Origin of the sequence: Salmonella sp. GDC200615 (assembly GCF_050574145.1) — a bacterium.
In the GTDB taxonomy this organism is placed as follows: Bacteria; Pseudomonadota; Gammaproteobacteria; order Enterobacterales; family Enterobacteriaceae; genus Salmonella; species Salmonella enterica.
Window position 1 is genome coordinate 3,849,421 of the sequence record NZ_CP192247.1, and the last position, 18,397, is coordinate 3,867,817.

Sequence of the window (18,397 nt, forward strand, 5' to 3'; positions counted from 1 at the left end):
AGCCGGTAATCATTACATGCGCTCGAACAGAACCATTGATTCCAGATGTCCTGTGTGCGGGAACATGTCGAGCATCGCTAAACGCGTAACCTCATATCCCGCATTGACCAGCGCTTCACTATCGCGCGCCAGCGTCGCCGGGTTACAGGATACATAAACAATGCGAATAGGTTTTAATTTTATAATATGTCGCATCACTCCTGTAGCCCCCGCACGCGCAGGATCGAGTAAGACTTTGTCAAAGCCGTTTTTCGCCCACGGCTGCTTCGTGACATCTTCCTCCAGGTTCTCATGGAAGAATGTCACATTATGTAAACCATTGCGGATGGCGTTTTCACGGCCTTTTTCTACCAGCGCCGGAACGCCCTCAACCCCAATCACGCTTGCCGCGCGCGTTGCCAGCGGCAGCGTAAAATTCCCCATTCCGCAGAACAGATCCAGGACACGATCCTCGGCGCGCACATCAAGCCACTCCAGCGCGCGGGCGACCATTTGCTGGTTTACCGCCTCATTAACCTGAATAAAGTCTCGCGGACTGAAGGCTAAACGTAAGCCGTGCGAATCATACCAGGGCGCTTCGCCAGATACCGTTTCCAGTATCTCGCTAAACGGCGCCAGAAACAGAGACAATCCCTCAGAATGCGAAAAGCGTTCCAGTTTTTCTTTATCCGCCGCACTTAATGGCGCGGTATGGCGCAGAATCATCAGCGTACCGCTTCCCGCCTGTACCAGCTCAACATGCCCAAGATGTTGCCGTGTAAACTCGCCAGACACGCCCTGATTCGGGGCAGCAATGCTGCAAGCTGGGGCGCCAAAACAGGGCACTGTTCGACATTGACGATATCGCTGGAACCCGCTTTGCGAAATCCCATTTGCAGCGGTTTATCCGGCGGGCAATTCAGACTTAACCGCGCACGACGCCGATAACCCCAGGGCGCGCCGGCGATGATGTCATTCACCTCGTGTTTCATCAAACGCGCCAGCGCCGCGCTTTTGCTGCGTTGTTGCAGGGCGATGCTGACATGCTGTTGCTGACAACCGCCGCAGACGCCAAAATGCGGGCAGCGCGGCGTTTCTCGTTCCGGGCTATCATTCAAACGGCGCGAAACGCGTGCGCGGGCAAATTGCTTTTTATCTTCTGTAATAATGACTTCTGCGCTTTCCTCAGGCAATAAACCGGGGATAAACAGCGCTTTTCCGTTATGACGGGCTACGCCCTGACCAAATGAATCGAGGTCATTGACTTTAACGGTTATGATCTGACGCGTCGTCACGCGCCGTTTTGCAGAGTAGAATTGCGCCATCGACCAGCTTTTTCTCAATTTAACAGTGTGACCCTAATTGTCCCATAACGGAACTCCATGACCAACTACAGCCTGCGCGCACGCATGATGATTCTGATCCTGGCCCCGACCGTCCTGATAGGTTTGCTGCTCAGTATCTTTTTTGTAGTGCACCGCTATAACGACCTGCAGCGTCAACTGGAAGATGCCGGCGCCAGTATTATTGAACCGCTCGCCGTCTCCAGCGAATATGGTATGAACTTACAAAACCGAGAGTCTATCGGCCAACTTATCAGCGTCCTGCACCGCAGACACTCTGATATTGTGCGGGCAATTTCCGTTTATGACGATCATAACCGCCTGTTTGTAACGTCTAATTTCCATCTGGACCCCTCACAGATGCAGCTTCCCGCCGGAGCGCCGTTTCCACGTCGTCTGAGCGTCGATCGCCACGGCGATATTATGATTCTGCGCACCCCGATTATCTCGGAGAGCTATTCGCCGGACGAGTCAGCGATTGCCGACGCAAAAAATACCAAAAATATGCTGGGGTATGTGGCGCTTGAACTGGATCTCAAGTCGGTCAGGCTACAGCAATACAAAGAGATTTTTATCTCCAGCGTGATGATGCTTTTTTGTATTGGCATTGCGCTGATCTTTGGCTGGCGGCTTATGCGCGATGTCACCGGGCCTATCCGTAATATGGTGAATACCGTTGACCGCATTCGCCGCGGACAACTGGATAGCCGGGTGGAAGGATTTATGCTGGGCGAGCTGGACATGCTGAAAAACGGCATTAATTCCATGGCGATGTCGCTTGCCGCCTATCACGAAGAGATGCAGCATAATATCGATCAGGCCACCTCGGACCTGCGTGAAACCCTTGAGCAGATGGAAATCCAAAACGTTGAGCTGGATCTGGCGAAAAAGCGCGCCCAGGAAGCGGCGCGTATTAAGTCGGAGTTCCTGGCAAACATGTCGCACGAACTGCGAACGCCGCTGAACGGCGTCATTGGCTTTACCCGCCTGACATTAAAAACGGAGCTGAACCCCACCCAGCGCGACCATCTGAACACCATTGAGCGTTCCGCGAATAATCTGCTGGCGATCATTAATGACGTGCTTGATTTCTCCAAGCTGGAAGCCGGTAAGCTCATTCTGGAAAGTATCCCTTTTCCACTGCGCAACACGCTGGATGAAGTGGTTACGCTGCTGGCTCACTCGTCGCATGATAAAGGGCTGGAGTTGACGTTAAATATTAAAAACGACGTCCCGGATAATGTGATTGGCGACCCGCTGCGCCTGCAACAGGTCATTACTAATCTGGTGGGCAATGCCATTAAGTTCACCGAGAGTGGCAATATCGATATTCTGGTAGAAAAGCGGGCGCTCAGTAACACCAAAGTACAGATTGAAGTGCAGATCCGCGATACGGGGATCGGCATTCCGGAACGCGACCAGTCTCGACTGTTTCAGGCGTTTCGCCAGGCCGATGCCAGTATTTCTCGCCGTCACGGCGGCACCGGGCTTGGGCTGGTGATTACGCAAAAGCTGGTCAACGAAATGGGCGGGGATATCTCTTTCCACAGCCAGCCTAATCGCGGCTCGACCTTCTGGTTTCATATTCATCTTGATCTTAACCCAAATGTCATTATTGACGGGCCGTCGACCGCGTGTCTGGCCGGGAAACGACTGGCTTATATCGAACCGAATGCTACCGCCGCGCAATGTACCCTGGATCTGCTGAGCGACACGCCGGTGGAAGTGGTTTACAGCCCGACCTTCTCCGCGCTGCCGTTAGCGCACTACGATATTATGATTTTGAGCGTTCCGGTGACCTTCCGCGAGCCGCTCACCATGCAGCATGAACGTCTGGCGAAAGCAGCGTCAATGACGGACTTTCTACTGCTGGCGCTACCTTGCCATGCGCAAATTAACGCCGAAAAGCTGAAACAAGGAGGCGCGGCGGCCTGTCTGTTAAAACCATTGACGTCAACGCGCCTGTTGCCAGCGCTGACGGAATATTGCCAGTTGAATCACCATCCTGAACCGCTGCTAATGGATACCAGTAAAATCACCATGACGGTTATGGCGGTTGATGATAATCCCGCTAATCTGAAGCTTATCGGCGCGTTACTGGAAGATAAAGTCCAGCACGTAGAACTTTGTGATAGCGGACATCAGGCGGTGGATCGGGCGAAACAAATGCAGTTTGATCTGATTTTGATGGATATTCAGATGCCGGATATGGACGGCATACGCGCCTGCGAATTGATTCACCAGCTTCCTCATCAGCAGCAAACACCGGTTATTGCCGTTACGGCACATGCGATGGCCGGGCAAAAAGAGAAATTGCTCAGCGCGGGCATGAACGACTATCTGGCTAAACCGATAGAAGAAGAGAAGTTGCATAATCTGTTGCTGCGCTATAAACCTGGCGCCAACGTAGCAGCGCGCCTGATGGCGCCGGAACCGGCTGAGTTTATCTTCAATCCGAATGCAACGCTCGACTGGCAGCTTGCGCTCCGCCAGGCTGCCGGTAAGCCCGATCTGGCACGGGATATGCTGCAAATGCTGATTGATTTTCTGCCGGAAGTGCGCAACAAAATTGAAGAACAACTGGTGGGAGAAAATCCCAACGGTTTGGTCGATCTGGTCCATAAGCTACACGGGAGCTGCGGCTATAGCGGCGTACCGCGGATGAAGAACCTTTGCCAGCTTATTGAGCAACAGCTTCGCAGCGGCGTCCACGAAGAGGAGCTGGAGCCTGAGTTTCTGGAGCTGCTGGATGAGATGGATAATGTCGCGCGTGAAGCGAAGAAGATATTAGGCTGATATTCGCCGGATGGCGGCGTGACCGCCTTATCCGGCCTACAACTCAGCGTAATTGTTGCCCCGCTTTCAGCGTTGCAGCCACGTTGCGCGCGGTCATTCGTACGTTTTCACTCGCATTCTTCAGCGCGTCCTCCAGCGTGCAGATGGTATAAATCACGCTGAAAACGGCATCAAGCCCATGTTCATGAACCACGCCAACGTCCTCCGTCAGGCTACCCGCAATACCAATTACCGGCTTGTTATACCGTTTGGCGATGTTTGCCACGCCAATAGGGACTTTACCGTGAATGGTCTGGCTGTCGATGCGTCCCTCGCCGGTGATGACTAAATCAGCATCCGCAAGACACGCTTCCAGATGAAGCGCATCGGTGACAATCTCAATGCCACGCCGTAGCTGCGCGCCGCAAAACGCGTATAACGCCGCCCCCATGCCGCCTGCCGCGCCGCCGCCTGCCAGATCCAACACATCGACATGCAGATCGCGAGCAATCAAATGCGCATAGCGAGTCAATGCCGTCTCCAGGCGTTCAATCATTTCCGGCGTCGCCCCTTTTTGCGGACCAAAAACCGCAGACGCGCCCTCTTTGCCGGTAAGGGGATTCGTGACATCGCAGGCGACCTCTATATGGCACGCCGACAAACGCTTATCCAGGCCGCTGATATCAATGCTGGCGAGTGTTTCCAGCCCAATGCCGCCTTGCGCAATATCATTGCCCTGCGCATCCCGTAGCCTGGCCCCCAGCGCCTGTACCATCCCCGCGCCGCCATCGTTGGTGGCGCTACCGCCGATACCAATAATGATATGCTCAACGCCCGCATCCAGCGCATGACGGATCAGCTCGCCGGTTCCCCATGACGTGGTCTTCAACGGATCGCGTTGCGCGGGCGGCACCTGCTCCAGCCCGCTGGCGGCCGCCATTTCAATGAATGCGGAACGCGCATCGCCGGAAAGCCCATAAAACGCATTGACGCGATGCCCCAACGGCCCGGTGACCTCAACATGCACGATTCGACCCGCCGTCGCTTCAACCATCGCTTCGACAGTACCCTCTCCGCCATCAGCCAGCGGCAATTTCAGGTAATCGGCGTCAGGCCAGATCTCGCGAAATCCTTGTTCAATGGCGGTCGCTACCTCAAGAGCACTCAAACTTTCCTTATACGAGTCTGGTGCGATCACTATTTTCATAAGTCGTCCTTACGCATGTTGATCCTGTTAAGCATACACCCAGAGAAGAACCGGTTCCTTACGGAACCGGTTCTGACTTAACGCACCATGCAAGGACGCTTATTATCAAACGTCCAGCCAGGAATTAAGTACTGCATTCCCATCGCGTCGTCACGCGCGCCTAAGCCATGTTTTTGATAGAGCTCATGCGCTTTCATCACCTGATCCATATCGAGCTCAACGCCCAGACCCGGTTTGGTCGGTACTTGCACCATGCCGCCTTTAATTTCAAACGGTTCTTTAGTCAGACGTTGGTTGCCTTCCTGCCAGATCCAGTGGGTATCGATCGCGGTGATCTTGCCCGGCGCCGCCGCGGCAACATGGGTAAACATCGCCAACGAAATATCAAAGTGGTTGTTAGAGTGCGAGCCCCAGGTCAGACCGAACTCATGACACATTTGCGCCACGCGTACAGAGCCTTGCATAGTCCAGAAGTGCGGGTCCGCCAGCGGGATATCGACGGATTGCAGCGACAGCGTATGCCCCATTTGACGCCAGTCGGTCGCTATCATATTGGTGGCCGTCGGTAATCCGGTCGCGCGACGGAATTCCGCCATCACTTCACGTCCGGAAAAACCCTGCTCCGCGCCGCACGGATCTTCTGCATAGGCCAGAGAACCTTTCAGGTATTTACCAATGCTGATCGCTTCGTTCAGCGACCAGGCACCGTTTGGATCGAGCGTGACGCGCGCTTGTGGGAAACGTTTCGCCAGCGCCACGATTGACTCGGCCTCTTCTTCGCCCGCCAGCACGCCGCCTTTCAGTTTGAAGTCGTTGAAGCCGTATTTTTCATAGGCGGCTTCCGCCAGACGCACTACCGTTTCCGGCGTCATCGCCTCTTCATGGCGCAGACGATACCAGTCGCATTGCTCATCCGGCTGGCTCTGATACGGCAGCGGCGTAGCCTTGCGATTACCGACAAAGAACAGATAACCCAGCATTTCGACTTCGCTGCACTGCTGACCGTCGCCTAACAGCGAAGCGACGTTGACGCCCAAGTGTTGGCCCAAAAGGTCAAGCATTGCCGCTTCAATACCCGTCACCACATGGATAGTGGTACGGAGATCGAATGTTTGTAAACCGCGTCCGCCCGCATCGCGATCGGCAAACTGGTTGCGAACGGCGGTCAGGACATTTTTATATTCACCCAGCGTTTTTCCCACCACCAGTGGGATCGCATCTTCCAGCGTTTTGCGAATTTTTTCGCCGCCCGGAATCTCGCCGACCCCGGTATGGCCGGAGTTATCTTTAATAATGACGATGTTGCGCGTGAAGAACGGGGCGTGCGCGCCGCTCAGGTTCATCAGCATACTGTCATGACCCGCAACCGGGATAACCTGCATTTCAGTCACTACAGGCGTCGTAAATTGAGTACTCATAACTGTGTCCTTATTCAGAATTAGTGACGACCAAAAACAGGGCGTTTGCGGTCAAAAGTCCAGCTGGGGATCAGGTATTGCATCGGGCCTGCATCATTACGCGCGCCGCCTGGCAGCTTTTTATACGCGTCATGCGCTTTTCGCACCTGTTCCCAGTCAAGCTCCACGCCCAGTCCTGGCGCATCCGGAACGGCAATTTTGCCGTTTTTAATTTCCAGCGGATTTTTAGTCAGGCGGCAATCGCCCTCCTGCCAGATCCAGTGCGTATCAATAGCGGTGGGTTTGCCTGGCGCCGCCGCGCCGACATGGGTAAACATCGCCAGTGAAATATCAAAATGGTTATTCGAATGGCAGCCCCAGGTTAGCCCCCAGTCATCGCACAGTTGCGCCACGCAAACGGCGCCGGTGAGAGTCCAGAAATGCGGGTCGGCAAGAGGAATGTCTACCGCGTTGAGCATCACCGCATGCCCCATTTCGCGCCAGTTGGTGGCGATCATATTGGTCGCCACCGGCAGTCCTGTCGCGCGGCGGAACTCCGCCATGACTTCACGACCAGAGAATCCTTGCTCCGCGCCGCACGGATCTTCCGCGTAGGTCAGTGCATCTTTCAGCCCTTTGCACAACGCAATGGCTTCATCCAGTAGCCAGGCGCCGTTCGGATCCACGGTAATACGCGCGTCCGGGAAGCGTTTTTTTAGCGCGCGAATAGTATCAATCTCTTGTTCGCCCGGCAGCACGCCGCCCTTGAGTTTAAAATCTTTAAAGCCGTAGCGATCCTGAGACGCTTCCGCCAGCCGCACGACCGCGTCGCTGTTCAGCGCTTCCTGATGGCGCAGACGATACCATTCATGACTGCCCGGCGTGCTTTCCAGATACGGCAGATCGGTTTTAGTGCGATCGCCAATATAGAAGAGATAGCCCAACACGGTGACGGCATCGCGCTGTTTACCTGGCCCTAACAGTTCACAGACCGGCACATTAAGCGCCTGTCCCAGTAGATCAAGCAGCGCCGCTTCCAAAGCCGCCACCGCGTTAACCCGCAGTTCAAACGTCCATGCGCCTTTTGCCAAAGGTGTCAAAATCAGCAGCCTGGTTGCCTTTATGCACCTGCTGCACCACTTTGTTCAGGCGGGCGACTTCCTGGCCTAATACCATCGGAATAGCATCGACCAGCGTCTGATAAATCACTTCTCCGCCCGGCGCCTCGCCGACGCCAGTATGCCCGGCGTTATCGGTGAGGACGACGATGTTACGGGTGAAGTACGCGTTATGCGCGCCGCCGATGTTGAGTAGCATACTGTCATGTCCGGCAACCGGAATGACCTTCATGTCCGTAATAACGGGACTGGATTGCGTTGTCATGATAATTGTCCTGCGACAGGTTTCAGTTCAATACGCTTAATATCGCCTACCAGCACCAGATAGCTGATGATGGCCACCAGGGCATGTACGCCGACATAGATCAACGCGCCGTTGAAGGAACCGGTGGTGCCAACGATGTAACCAATCGCGATTGGCGTCACAATACCGGAAATATTGCCGAACATATTAAACAAGCCGCCGGAAAGACCGCTGATCTCTTTCGGCGCGGTATCCGCCATTACTGCCCAGCCCAACGCGCCGATACCTTTACCGAAGAAGGCCAACGCCATAAAGCCGATGATCATCCATTCCACGTTCACATAGTTACAGAACACCATAACCATTGACAGCAACATTCCCAGCACAATCGGCGTCTTGCGCGCGATATTCAGGGAGCCAGTACGACGCATCAGCCAGTCGGAAATGATGCCGCCCAACACGCCGCCGATAAAGCCGCAGACTGCAGGAACCGAGGCGACAAAGCCCGCTTTGAGAATCGACATGCCGCGCGCCTGGACCAAATAGACCGGGAACCAGGTAATAAAGAAATAGGTCAATGCGTTAATACAGTACTGACCGATGTAAACGCCAATCATCATACGAGAGCCCAGCAGCTGTTTGATCTGGCCCCATTTGACGCTAAACGGTACTTTCGCTTTGGTGTCTTTCTGATCCATATTGATCAGCGCGCCGCCTTCTGCGATGTACTCCAACTCTTTCTTATTTACGCCCGGATGGTTATTTGGTTCATGGATAACTTTCAACCAGATAAAGCTGATGATGATCCCTAACCCGCCCATAAAGAAGAAGACATGCGACCAGCCCACTTCGTGCGTCAGCCAGCCCATAATCGGCGCGAAAATAACCGTGGCAAAGTATTGCGCGGAGTTAAAGATGGCCACCGCCGTTCCCCTCTCCTGCGCCGGGAACCAGGCCGCAACGATGCGACTGTTGCCCGGGAAAGAAGGCGATTCCGCCAGACCGACCAGGAAACGAAGCGTAAAGAGGGCGACAATAATGCCGAAACCACTAAAGATATCGACAAAACCCTGCAACAGGGTGAAGACTGACCAAATGAAAATAGACCAGAAATAGACGCGTTTGGAACCAAAGCGGTCCAGCAGCCAGCCGCCCGGGATCTGCCCGATAACATAGGCCCATGAAAAAGCAGAAAAAACATAGCCCATGCCTACCGGATCAAGGCCGATATCTTTGGCCATTTCTGAGCCGGCAATGGACAATGTGGCGCGGTCGCCGTAGTTGAAGGATGTGACGATAAACAGCATCACCACTATCCAGTAGCGGGCGTTCGTGCGTTTCTCCGCACTGCTCGCCGCGTGACTTAATGAACTCATTGTTGCACTCCTGAAATTTCGCGTTAGCTACGCTCACTCTGAACTGCACAACCGGTAGGGAATCAGAGATAACGTTTCCTTGTTGCAGCTTTTATTAGGTCGTTTGCTTTGCACGCTGCATGCTTTTATTCACTGGCAGGAGAAGTATAAAAAGCGCGCCACACACACTCACCGTGCAACAACACAGTATTTTGGCGATGAATTACGCCTGTTTATGGCAAAAGCCCAGGACAGTGGAAGCCACTTCACGGAAATGAAATCAGAAGGCGTCGGCGTCGACGCAGGAGGAATAAAAAGAGAAGAATGTGAAACAGGTCGCTTGATTACATGAAAACGCCCGTAAAAAACTGCCGCTTTTGCGGGCATATGCCCAAAGCTAACACGATTCAGTTACTTTACACTGTGTACAGGTCGTGATTTTGCTTACTGGCAACGCAAGCAAACGAAAAGGTACCCTCCCGTAGGGGGGAGGGATTTACCTCAGGAAAGTAAAGTTCCCCGGTTTTCAACCCAGGGATTGGACTGGCTCTCCGGCTCCGGATGTTCGCTGGCGTCAATGAATAACATCTCCCCCACCCGCTGCGCGCTTTGCTCTTGCAACAGGGCATCAAACTGTTTGCCGCCATTACAGAAATTGGGGTAGCTGCTATCACCTAGCGCAATCACCCCGTAACGCAGGTTTGGCTGAAAACCCAACGTATCTTTAATGCCGTGAAAGAGCGGCGCAATGCTATCCGGTAGATCGCCCTGCCCGGTCGTCGAGGTAACGACCAGCGCAACCTTATCCTGATATTGCTGCCAGTCGGACAGTTCAGGATCTTCAAACACGATCGCGCTGTGCCCCTGTCTGGCGAGGATCGCTTCCGCTTCTTCCGCCACCAGCAGTGAGTTGCCATACATGGTCCCGACAAAAATACCAATTTCTGCCATTATGCGTATCTCCCTGAATTATGCCTGATGAGTCTCATCCTGCCGGGACGCCGCCGTAAACTCAACCCTTTCATTGTCAGGGAGAAGTCCACGCCAGCCAAACTGTGTCAGCGCCTGCATCCAGGTTTCATCCAACCCGGCCTGAATCATCAACGGCTGTCCGGTGAAGAGGTGCGTCAGCTCAAGCCGACTGGCATGAAGCATCAGGCGACGACAGGCAAAATGCTCTGCGGCGCTGCGGTTTTGTCGCAAATCGCCATGTTTACTGTCGCCGATGATAGGATGACGCAGATGCGCCAGATGACGACGGAGCTGGTGCTTACGTCCCGTTTTTGGTTCTAGCTCAACCAGACCATAACGCGTGGTGGGATAACGCCCGGTCGGTACCGCCATTTCGACCGTCGCCAGTCCGCGATACTGCGTTACAGCCGGCTGGGGCGCTTTATCTTCGCGGGCGAATTTATCGGCAATTTTATCGCGCTCTTCCACCAGCGGATAATCCAGTACCGCGTCATCCATCAGCCAGCCGCGCACAATGGCATGGTAGCGTTTACGGATGTGGTGCTGCTCGAACTGCTGCGCCAGACGGCGTCCCGCTTCGCTGGACAGCCCCATTAACAGTACGCCCGACGTGGGTCTGTCGAGACGGTGGGCGGTAAAAACATGCTGGCCGATTTGGTCGCGCACCGTTTGCATGACCACGACTTTTTCGTCGCGATCCAGCCAGCTCCGGTGAACAAGCCAGCCTGCGGGTTTATTCACGGCAACCAGCCACGGGTCTTGATAGAGGATCTCCAGCATCAGGATTTATCGCGGACGAATAGCGCATCCAGATCCTGCAAAACCGCCAGGATCGCCTCCCGCTGCGGATGATCCGCCGCCAGCGCCATTTCATAATAAGGGGCGACGGCAAATGCCTCGGGCAGCGGCTGCGCATTATCAAGTAGGGTATGCATACGTGGAATCAATACCCATTGCAGCCATTCCAGCGGTTCCATGGTATCCATAAAAAATGGTTGGGTGCTGGTAAACAGGTGCGCCTGCGGCGCATCCTGCCGCCAGTGGCGATGCTCGCGCAGCAGCGTTTCAAGCGCATGTAACTGCTGACGCGCACGGTCATGAGTCGTCATGTTAAAAACCTCAATGATGAAAATCTGGCGCGAAGAATAACAAAAAAAAGGGAGCACTGTATAAACAGTGCTCCCGGTTCGTTTCGCAGCATTCCAGCTACTTTTCGTGCTCCCTGCTCATCCGTGACAACTTTTCCTGTGACCTTACGGCCTGTTCATCCTGAACGTTTGCATCCTGCGCACATCGCCCGATGTGATAGCTTCTTCCTGAAGCGTCCCTGGTCATCCAGACCCGCCGAACATCCTGATCGGCTCTCGTTCTCCGTCCTGGAGGTGTCCTTTAACGCATCCTGCGCTTTCCACTTTGCTTCATCCTGAAGCCTTTCCTTGTAACACCATCCTGGCGTGTCCTGCCGAAGCGTCATCATCCTGACGTTCGCTTCGTTGTACGACTCCCTGTCGACGAAGATAGAATCGCCTGTTTCACCTTGTCTTACAAGACGCTTACAGACAATACCTTAAGTAAATTTTCATATGAAAGTGCGCAAAAACATTTTAACATGTTGTTTTATATATATTTATATAAGAAAACGGGGCTCAGTATCCGCTGCTATCCTGGCGATCTCCTACAGACTTTGTAAGAGATCTCTCACACCCGTTAGGGCAAACGATTACAGAAGAGGATTAAGTTGCGTAAGGAATTCCGCAAGCGTTGCGGCAAGAACGGTACGATTACGGGTGCCCAGCGTTTCTTTAATCACCTCGCCGGACAGATTACAGACCGAAATGACCTCAAGCTCATTTTCCTGCGTCGCAATAAAAAGCGTGGGAGGAAGCTTGAGCCGCTTTTGCGTGACCAGGTGGCCTATCAGATTTTCCTGCACGCGCCGAAAGTCATCCTGACTCCAGGTTTGCAGTAGCGTAAGCTTTTCATCCGCAAACTGCGCGGGCATGTCGCCAGCAAACTGCGTGGTGTAAAACGCGTGGAGCGCAGGTTGTACCATAATATCAAAGGCGCGTTCAACCGCGTTTACATTTTCTTCGCCTTCAAAAGGCTGCGGCTGCCAGTAAACGGCATCGCGGGTTGAAGAAATAATGCACGGAGAAGGTACGCCATACAGTTCTTCGCTCAACGGCCAGCTACCGTGTTTTTCTTGCCACGCGTCGCAGTAACGCGTCGTAAAGGCTTTCAATGCCTGCGCTGTCAGTTCGTCCACCAGTTTCTCTCTTCATAAAAGCCAGGATACACTTGACGCATAGTGTATCTGGTTTATGACGGTGAAACATGTCTTCTTATGAAAACCATCAGGCTCTCGATGGCCTGACTCTCGGAAAATCAACGGATTACCGGGACAATTATGACGCCAGCCTGCTGCAGGGCGTACCGCGCAGTTTGAATCGCGACCCACTCGGATTAACAGCCGATAATTTGCCGTTCCACGGCGCGGATATCTGGACGTTGTATGAACTTTCCTGGCTTAACAGCCAGGGTCTTCCGCAGGTCGCCGTCGGGCATGTCGAACTGGATTACACCAGCGTTAATTTAATCGAATCCAAAAGCTTTAAACTGTATCTGAACAGCTTTAACCAGACGCGCTTTGACACCTGGGAGACGGTGCGCCAGACGCTGGAGCGCGATCTGCGCGCCTGCGCGCAGGGCAACGTTAGCGTGAGGCTTCATCGTCTTGATGAGCTGGAAGGACAGCCTGTCGCCCATTTCCACGGCACCTGTATTGACGATCAGGATATCAGTATCGACAACTACCAGTTTACTACCGACTATCTGCAACATGCGGTCAGCGGCGAGAAGCAAGTAGAAGAAACGCTGGTCAGTCATCTGTTGAAATCCAACTGCCTGATCACCCACCAGCCGGACTGGGGCTCGATACAAATTCAGTATCGCGGACGCAAAATCGACAGGGAAAAACTGCTGCGTTATCTGGTCTCCTTCCGTCACCATAATGAATTTCACGAGCAGTGCGTAGAGCGTATTTTCAATGACATTCTGCGCTTCTGCCAGCCGGAAACGTTAAGCGTTTATGCACGCTATACCCGCCGCGGCGGGCTGGACATTAATCCCTGGCGCAGCAATACCGATTTCGTGCCCGCCACGGGCAGGCTGGCGCGACAGTAATTTTTTTGTCAATTTTGCGTGCCGGATTGCGCATGTAAGGTTGTGAAAGGTCATCAGCCAGGGCTATTGTAATCAACAGGGAATGGCGTGTTGCGTCCCATAAGGAGTTTACTTGATTACACATATTAGCCCGCTTGGCTCAATGGATATGTTGTCGCAACTGGAAGTGGACATGCTGAAACGCACGGCCAGTAGCGACCTGTATCAACTGTTTCGTAACTGTTCACTTGCCGTTCTTAACTCCGGCAGCCTGACCGACAACAGCAAAGAGCTGCTGTCCCGCTTTGAAAATTTCGATATTAACGTACTGCGCCGCGAGCGCGGCGTGAAACTGGAATTGATTAATCCGCCTGAAGACGCCTTTGTTGACGGGCGGATTATTCGTGCGCTACAGGCTAACCTGTTCGCGGTGCTGCGCGACATTCTCTTTGTGAATGGGCAGATCCATAATGCCGGCCGTTTCCAGCATCTGGATCTTGAAAGCTCAACACATATCACCAATCTGGTGTTCTCCATTTTGCGCAACGCCCGGGCGCTGCACGTCGGCGAAGCGCCAAACATGGTGGTATGCTGGGGCGGCCACTCAATTAACGAAAACGAGTACCTGTATGCCCGTCGCGTCGGCACGCAGTTGGGATTACGCGAGCTGAACATCTGCACCGGCTGCGGCCCTGGGGCGATGGAAGCCCCCATGAAGGGCGCGGCGGTCGGTCACGCACAGCAGCGCTATAAAGACAGCCGCTTTATCGGCATGACTGAACCTTCCATTATTGCGGCTGAACCGCCTAACCCGCTGGTGAACGAACTGATCATCATGCCGGATATCGAAAAACGCCTGGAAGCGTTCGTCCGTATCGCACACGGTATCATCATCTTCCCGGGCGGCGTGGGTACGGCGGAAGAGCTGCTTTATTTGCTGGGGATTCTGATGAATCCAGCCAATAAAAATCAGGTGCTGCCGCTGATCCTGACCGGACCAAAAGAGAGCGCCGATTACTTCCGCGTGCTGGATGAGTTTATTACCCATACGCTGGGCGAAGCGGCCCGCCGTCATTACCGCATCATCATTGACGATGCGGCGGAGGTAGCGCGGCTGATGAAGAAAGCGATGCCGCAAGTGAAAGAGAATCGCCGCGATACTGGCGACGCCTATAGTTTTAACTGGTCGATGCGTATTGCACCGGATCTGCAGGTGCCGTTTAAGCCGTCGCATGAGAATATGGCCAACCTGAAACTGTACCCGGATCAGCCGGTTGAGATTCTGGCGGCGGATCTGCGGCGCGCCTTCTCCGGTATTGTCGCGGGGAACGTGAAGGAGGTCGGGATACGCGCCATTGAAGCTAATGGTCCGTATAAAATCCACGGCGATCGAGAGATGATGCGTCGCATGGACGATCTGCTGCAGGGATTCGTCGCGCAGCATCGTATGAAATTGCCGGGTTCCGCCTACATCCCCTGTTACGAGATCTGCGCTTAACGCTTATGCCCGGTTGCCGCCAGCAGCCGGGCGCTTCTCCCATTCCTTTCATTGCGGTATGGCGATTCACGTATGCCTTCATTTTTTATGATGATCATCAGAGGCATAGCCCGCATTGTTTTATAAACACCATTTATAATTCACCATAAATAGATTGCCAGGCAAACGTTTACCTGACTCCTCTTACCGTGATTTATCGGTTCAAACTCTCATTCTTCGCAAGAATCCACTAAAAACCTTGATTTTTATAGTCAAACCTCCGTATCTTGCGCCCCAATCTTTCCGGCCTTATATCGTTAATGGTAGCCTTCGCGCCCGGAAATTCGTTATGACGTTTTTTTAATAGATTAATGGTCCAAATTTATCCATGTAAGAAGCGGATTATTGCATTTGAGATCGGGATCACTGATAGATTCATCACTTAAATGTATCTTTCCGCCCGAAAATTATTACGGCGAAAAATTATATAAAAAGCGTCCCTAAGCAGATTTCATTTTACGATCAGGTCTTTTTTCATTGGATTAGACCAGCAACCTGATTTTTAGCATCCTCCAGGAGAAATAGATGGAAACCACTCAGACCAGCACTATTGCTTCGATTGACTCTCGAAGCGCATGGCGCAAAACGGATACCATGTGGATGCTGGGCCTTTACGGCACGGCTATCGGCGCGGGCGTTCTGTTCCTGCCGATCAACGCAGGCGTCGGCGGCATGATTCCGCTCATCATCATGGCGATTCTCGCTTTCCCGATGACCTTTTTCGCACACCGTGGCTTAACACGCTTCGTGCTGTCCGGTAAAAACCCGGGTGAAGACATCACTGAAGTCGTTGAGGAACACTTCGGTATCGGCGCAGGTAAACTGATTACCCTGCTCTACTTCTTCGCGATTTACCCCATCCTGCTGGTTTACAGCGTGGCGATTACTAATACCGTGGAAAGCTTCCTGACCCACCAGTTAGCGATTAATCCGCCGCCGCGGGCGATTCTTTCCCTGATCCTGATTGTTGGCATGATGACCATCGTGCGCTTCGGCGAGCAAATGATCGTTAAGGCGATGAGTATCCTGGTATTCCCGTTCGTCGCTGCGCTGATGCTGCTGGCCTTGTACCTGATCCCGCAGTGGAACGGCGCGGCGCTGGAAACTCTGTCCTTTGATTCCGCCGCGTCTACCGGTAACGGTCTGTGGATGACGCTGTGGCTGGCGATTCCGGTGATGGTTTTCTCTTTCAACCACTCCCCGATCATCTCCTCCTTCGCGGTTGCGAAGCGTGAAGAGTACGGTGAAGGCGCAGAGAAGAAATGTTCTAAAATTCTGGCCTTCGCCCACATCATGATGGTGCTGACCGTGATGTTCTTCGTCTTCAGCTGCGTGCTGAGCCTGACGCCGGCAGATCTGGCAGCGGCAAAAGAGCAGAACATCTCTATTCTGTCTTACCTGGCGAACCATTTTAACGCGCCGATCATCGCCTGGATGGCGCCGATCATTGCGATGATTGCTATCACCAAATCCTTCCTCGGCCACTACCTGGGCGCGCGTGAAGGCTTTAACGGGATGGTGATTAAATCGCTGCGTGGTAAAGGTAAATCCATCGAAATCAACAAACTGAATAAAATTACCGCGCTGTTCATGCTGGTCACCACCTGGATTGTGGCGACGCTGAACCCCAGCATCCTGGGCATGATTGAAACCCTGGGCGGCCCGATCATCGCGATGATTCTGTTCCTGATGCCGATGTATGCCATCCAGAAAGTACCGGCAATGCGTAAGTACAGCGGTCATATCAGCAACGTATTCGTTGTGATTATGGGCCTGATTGCCATCTCCGCTATTTTCTACTCACTGTTCAGCTAAGTCCTTTAGCGCCGCTTACCGCGGCGCTTCTCTATGATACAACCGCAATGGATGCCCTATGATTAGCGTATTCGATATTTTTAAAATCGGCATTGGCCCTTCCAGTTCTCACACCGTCGGACCAATGAAAGCAGGCAAGCAGTTCACGGACGATCTGATTGCCCGCCATATCCTTACAGATGTCACCCGCGTCGTGGTGGATGTCTACGGCTCTCTGTCATTGACGGGTAAAGGCCACCACACTGATATCGCCATTATTATAGGCCTGGCGGGGAATCTGCCGGACACCGTCGATATCGACGCCATTCCGTCCTTTATCCAGGATGTGAACACCCATGGGCGTTTACTACTGGCTAATGGGCAGCATGAAGTCGAATTTCCGGTCGATAAGTGCATGAATTTCCACGCCGACAACCTGTCTCTGCATGAGAACGGGATGCGTATTACCGCGCTGGCGGGCGATAAGGTGCTCTACAGCCAAACCTACTACTCCATCGGCGGCGGCTTTATCGTCGATGAAGAGCACTTTGGTTTGACGAATAGCGAACCCGTTAACGTACCGTACCCTTACAAAACCGCCGCGGATTTACAGCGCCACTGCCAGGAGACGGGTTTGTCGCTCTCCGGTCTGATGATGCAAAACGAACTGGCTCTGCACAGTAAAGAAGCGCTGGAGCAGCACTTCGCCAGGATCTGGGAGGTAATGCGCAGCAGTATTGAGCGCGGTATCACCACCGAGGGCGTATTGCCGGGCAAACTGCGCGTTCCGCGTCGCGCGGCGGCGCTGCGTCGGGTGCTGGTCAGTCAGGATAAGACCACCACCGATCCGATGGAGGTCGTCGACTGGATCAATATGTTCGCGCTGGCGGTGAACGAAGAGAATGCCGCAGGCGGACGAGTAGTCACTGCGCCGACTAACGGCGCATGTGGTATTGTGCCGGCGGTGCTGGCGTACTATGACAAGTTTATCCGCGAAGTAAATGCTAACTCACTTGCTCGCTATATGCTGGTCGCCAGCGCGATTGGCTCGCTGTATAAGATGAACGCCTCTATTTCCGGCGCCGAAGTGGGTTGTCAGGGAGAGGTCGGCGTGGCCTGTTCCATGGCGGCAGCGGGTCTGGCCGAGCTGCTGGGCGGTAGTCCGGCGCAGGTGTGTATCGCCGCAGAAATCGCCATGGAGCATAATCTGGGGTTAACTTGCGATCCGGTTGCCGGTCAGGTACAGGTTCCCTGCATTGAGCGTAACGCGATTGCTTCAGTCAAAGCGGTCAACGCCGCGCGTATGGCGCTGCGCCGTACCAGCGAACCGCGTGTATGCCTCGATAAAGTGATTGAGACCATGTACGAAACCGGTAAAGACATGAACGCTAAGTACCGCGAAACTTCGCGCGGCGGCCTGGCGATGAAGATCGTTACCTGCGATTAATTCTCAGCACATTTTAGGATCTGTAGGCCGGATAAGGCGCTCGCCGCCATCCGGCTTTGTTGCCTGA

The 18,397-nt window shown here is 53.6% G+C and carries 13 protein-coding genes and 2 pseudogenes; 6 read left to right on the top strand and 9 right to left on the bottom strand.

Going from position 1 to position 18,397, the window contains the following annotated elements; genetic code table 11:
- Positions 1 to 12: 12 nt before the first annotated feature.
- Positions 13 to 1,304: pseudogene (gene rlmD / locus ACQ29O_RS18665) on the bottom strand (23S rRNA (uracil(1939)-C(5))-methyltransferase RlmD).
- Between the two features lie 57 nt (positions 1,305 to 1,361).
- Here rlmD and barA point away from each other — a divergent pair.
- Positions 1,362 to 4,118, top strand: a complete 2,757-nt coding sequence (gene barA, locus ACQ29O_RS18670) for a two-component sensor histidine kinase BarA (RefSeq protein ID WP_000186394.1) — start codon at positions 1,362 to 1,364, stop codon at positions 4,116 to 4,118.
- A 43-nt stretch (positions 4,119 to 4,161) separates the two neighbouring features.
- On the opposite strand, the gene ACQ29O_RS18675 is transcribed toward barA, so the two are convergent.
- From ACQ29O_RS18675 to gudP, 4 genes and pseudogenes are all read right to left on the bottom strand, one after another.
- A complete protein-coding gene (locus ACQ29O_RS18675; RefSeq protein WP_000706485.1) occupies positions 4,162 to 5,304 on the bottom strand; it encodes a glycerate kinase in 1,143 nt (380 codons plus the stop codon).
- Between the two features lie 77 nt (positions 5,305 to 5,381).
- The gene (gudD, locus tag ACQ29O_RS18680) at positions 5,382 to 6,722 is read right to left on the bottom strand and encodes a glucarate dehydratase (protein ID WP_000107108.1); all 1,341 of its coding nucleotides are present in this window, start codon (positions 6,720 to 6,722) and stop codon (positions 5,382 to 5,384) included.
- A 20-nt stretch (positions 6,723 to 6,742) separates the two neighbouring features.
- Positions 6,743 to 8,084 (bottom strand): annotated as a pseudogene (locus ACQ29O_RS18685) (enolase C-terminal domain-like protein).
- Complete coding sequence (gene gudP / locus ACQ29O_RS18690) at positions 8,081 to 9,439, bottom strand: galactarate/glucarate/glycerate transporter GudP (RefSeq protein ID WP_000097015.1); 1,359 nt, start codon at positions 9,437 to 9,439, stop codon at positions 8,081 to 8,083. The pseudogene ACQ29O_RS18685 and the gene gudP overlap by 4 nt, the downstream one beginning before the upstream one ends.
- Positions 9,440 to 9,518: 79 nt before the next feature.
- On the opposite strand from gudP, the gene ACQ29O_RS18695 reads away from it, so the two are divergent.
- Complete coding sequence (locus ACQ29O_RS18695; protein ID WP_001540820.1) at positions 9,519 to 9,770, top strand: hypothetical protein; 252 nt, start codon at positions 9,519 to 9,521, stop codon at positions 9,768 to 9,770.
- A 149-nt stretch (positions 9,771 to 9,919) separates the two neighbouring features.
- On the opposite strand, the gene ACQ29O_RS18700 is transcribed toward ACQ29O_RS18695, so the two are convergent.
- The 4 genes from ACQ29O_RS18700 to syd all read right to left on the bottom strand — a co-directional run bounded on the left by ACQ29O_RS18700 (position 9,920) and on the right by syd (position 12,656).
- Positions 9,920 to 10,369 carry a flavodoxin gene (locus tag ACQ29O_RS18700; RefSeq protein ID WP_253336080.1) on the bottom strand — a complete coding sequence of 150 codons (450 nt, stop codon included), beginning with the start codon at positions 10,367 to 10,369 and terminating at the stop codon, positions 9,920 to 9,922.
- 18 nt (positions 10,370 to 10,387) lie between these two features.
- A complete protein-coding gene (gene truC / locus ACQ29O_RS18705) occupies positions 10,388 to 11,170 on the bottom strand; it encodes a tRNA pseudouridine(65) synthase TruC (protein WP_000890026.1) in 783 nt (260 codons plus the stop codon).
- Positions 11,170 to 11,499: a YqcC family protein gene (locus ACQ29O_RS18710; protein WP_001747278.1), complete on the bottom strand. Its 330-nt coding sequence runs from the start codon at positions 11,497 to 11,499 to the stop codon at positions 11,170 to 11,172. The genes truC and ACQ29O_RS18710 overlap by 1 nt, the downstream gene beginning before the upstream one ends.
- 611 nt (positions 11,500 to 12,110) lie before the next feature.
- Positions 12,111 to 12,656 (bottom strand): SecY-interacting protein, encoded by a 546-nt coding sequence (syd, locus tag ACQ29O_RS18715; RefSeq protein WP_000343990.1) that lies wholly within the window; start codon positions 12,654 to 12,656, stop codon positions 12,111 to 12,113.
- A 68-nt stretch (positions 12,657 to 12,724) separates the two neighbouring features.
- Here syd and queF point away from each other — a divergent pair, with 68 nt between their 5' ends.
- The 4 genes from queF to ACQ29O_RS18735 all read left to right on the top strand — a co-directional run bounded on the left by queF (position 12,725) and on the right by ACQ29O_RS18735 (position 18,330).
- Entirely contained in the window at positions 12,725 to 13,573 is an 849-nt protein-coding gene (gene queF / locus ACQ29O_RS18720; protein ID WP_000100463.1) for an NADPH-dependent 7-cyano-7-deazaguanine reductase QueF, read from the top strand.
- A 112-nt stretch (positions 13,574 to 13,685) separates the two neighbouring features.
- A complete protein-coding gene (gene ppnN / locus ACQ29O_RS18725; RefSeq protein WP_000627977.1) occupies positions 13,686 to 15,050 on the top strand; it encodes a nucleotide 5'-monophosphate nucleosidase PpnN in 1,365 nt (454 codons plus the stop codon).
- A gap of 564 nt (positions 15,051 to 15,614) precedes the next feature.
- Entirely contained in the window at positions 15,615 to 16,904 is a 1,290-nt protein-coding gene (gene sdaC, locus ACQ29O_RS18730; RefSeq protein WP_000450462.1) for an HAAAP family serine/threonine permease SdaC, read from the top strand.
- 58 nt (positions 16,905 to 16,962) lie between these two features.
- Positions 16,963 to 18,330, top strand: a complete 1,368-nt coding sequence (locus ACQ29O_RS18735) for an L-serine ammonia-lyase (RefSeq protein WP_020937163.1) — start codon at positions 16,963 to 16,965, stop codon at positions 18,328 to 18,330.
- Positions 18,331 to 18,397: the final 67 nt, after the last annotated feature.

Excerpts from the sequence above, each read along its gene's own strand:
- barA (WP_000186394.1), top strand. The coding sequence starts at position 1,362 with ATGACCAACTACAGCCTGCGCGCACGCATGATGATTCTGATCCTGGCC.
- ACQ29O_RS18675 (WP_000706485.1), bottom strand. The coding sequence starts at position 5,304 with ATGAAAATAGTGATCGCACCAGACTCGTATAAGGAAAGTTTGAGTGCT.
- gudD (WP_000107108.1), bottom strand. The coding sequence starts at position 6,722 with ATGAGTACTCAATTTACGACGCCTGTAGTGACTGAAATGCAGGTTATC.
- gudP (WP_000097015.1), bottom strand. The coding sequence starts at position 9,439 with ATGAGTTCATTAAGTCACGCGGCGAGCAGTGCGGAGAAACGCACGAAC.
- ACQ29O_RS18700 (WP_253336080.1), bottom strand. The coding sequence starts at position 10,369 with ATGGCAGAAATTGGTATTTTTGTCGGGACCATGTATGGCAACTCACTG.
- truC (WP_000890026.1), bottom strand. The coding sequence starts at position 11,170 with ATGCTGGAGATCCTCTATCAAGACCCGTGGCTGGTTGCCGTGAATAAA.
- ACQ29O_RS18710 (WP_001747278.1), bottom strand. The coding sequence starts at position 11,499 with ATGACGACTCATGACCGTGCGCGTCAGCAGTTACATGCGCTTGAAACG.
- queF (WP_000100463.1), top strand. The coding sequence starts at position 12,725 with ATGTCTTCTTATGAAAACCATCAGGCTCTCGATGGCCTGACTCTCGGA.
- sdaC (WP_000450462.1), top strand. The coding sequence starts at position 15,615 with ATGGAAACCACTCAGACCAGCACTATTGCTTCGATTGACTCTCGAAGC.
- ACQ29O_RS18735 (WP_020937163.1), top strand. The coding sequence starts at position 16,963 with ATGATTAGCGTATTCGATATTTTTAAAATCGGCATTGGCCCTTCCAGT.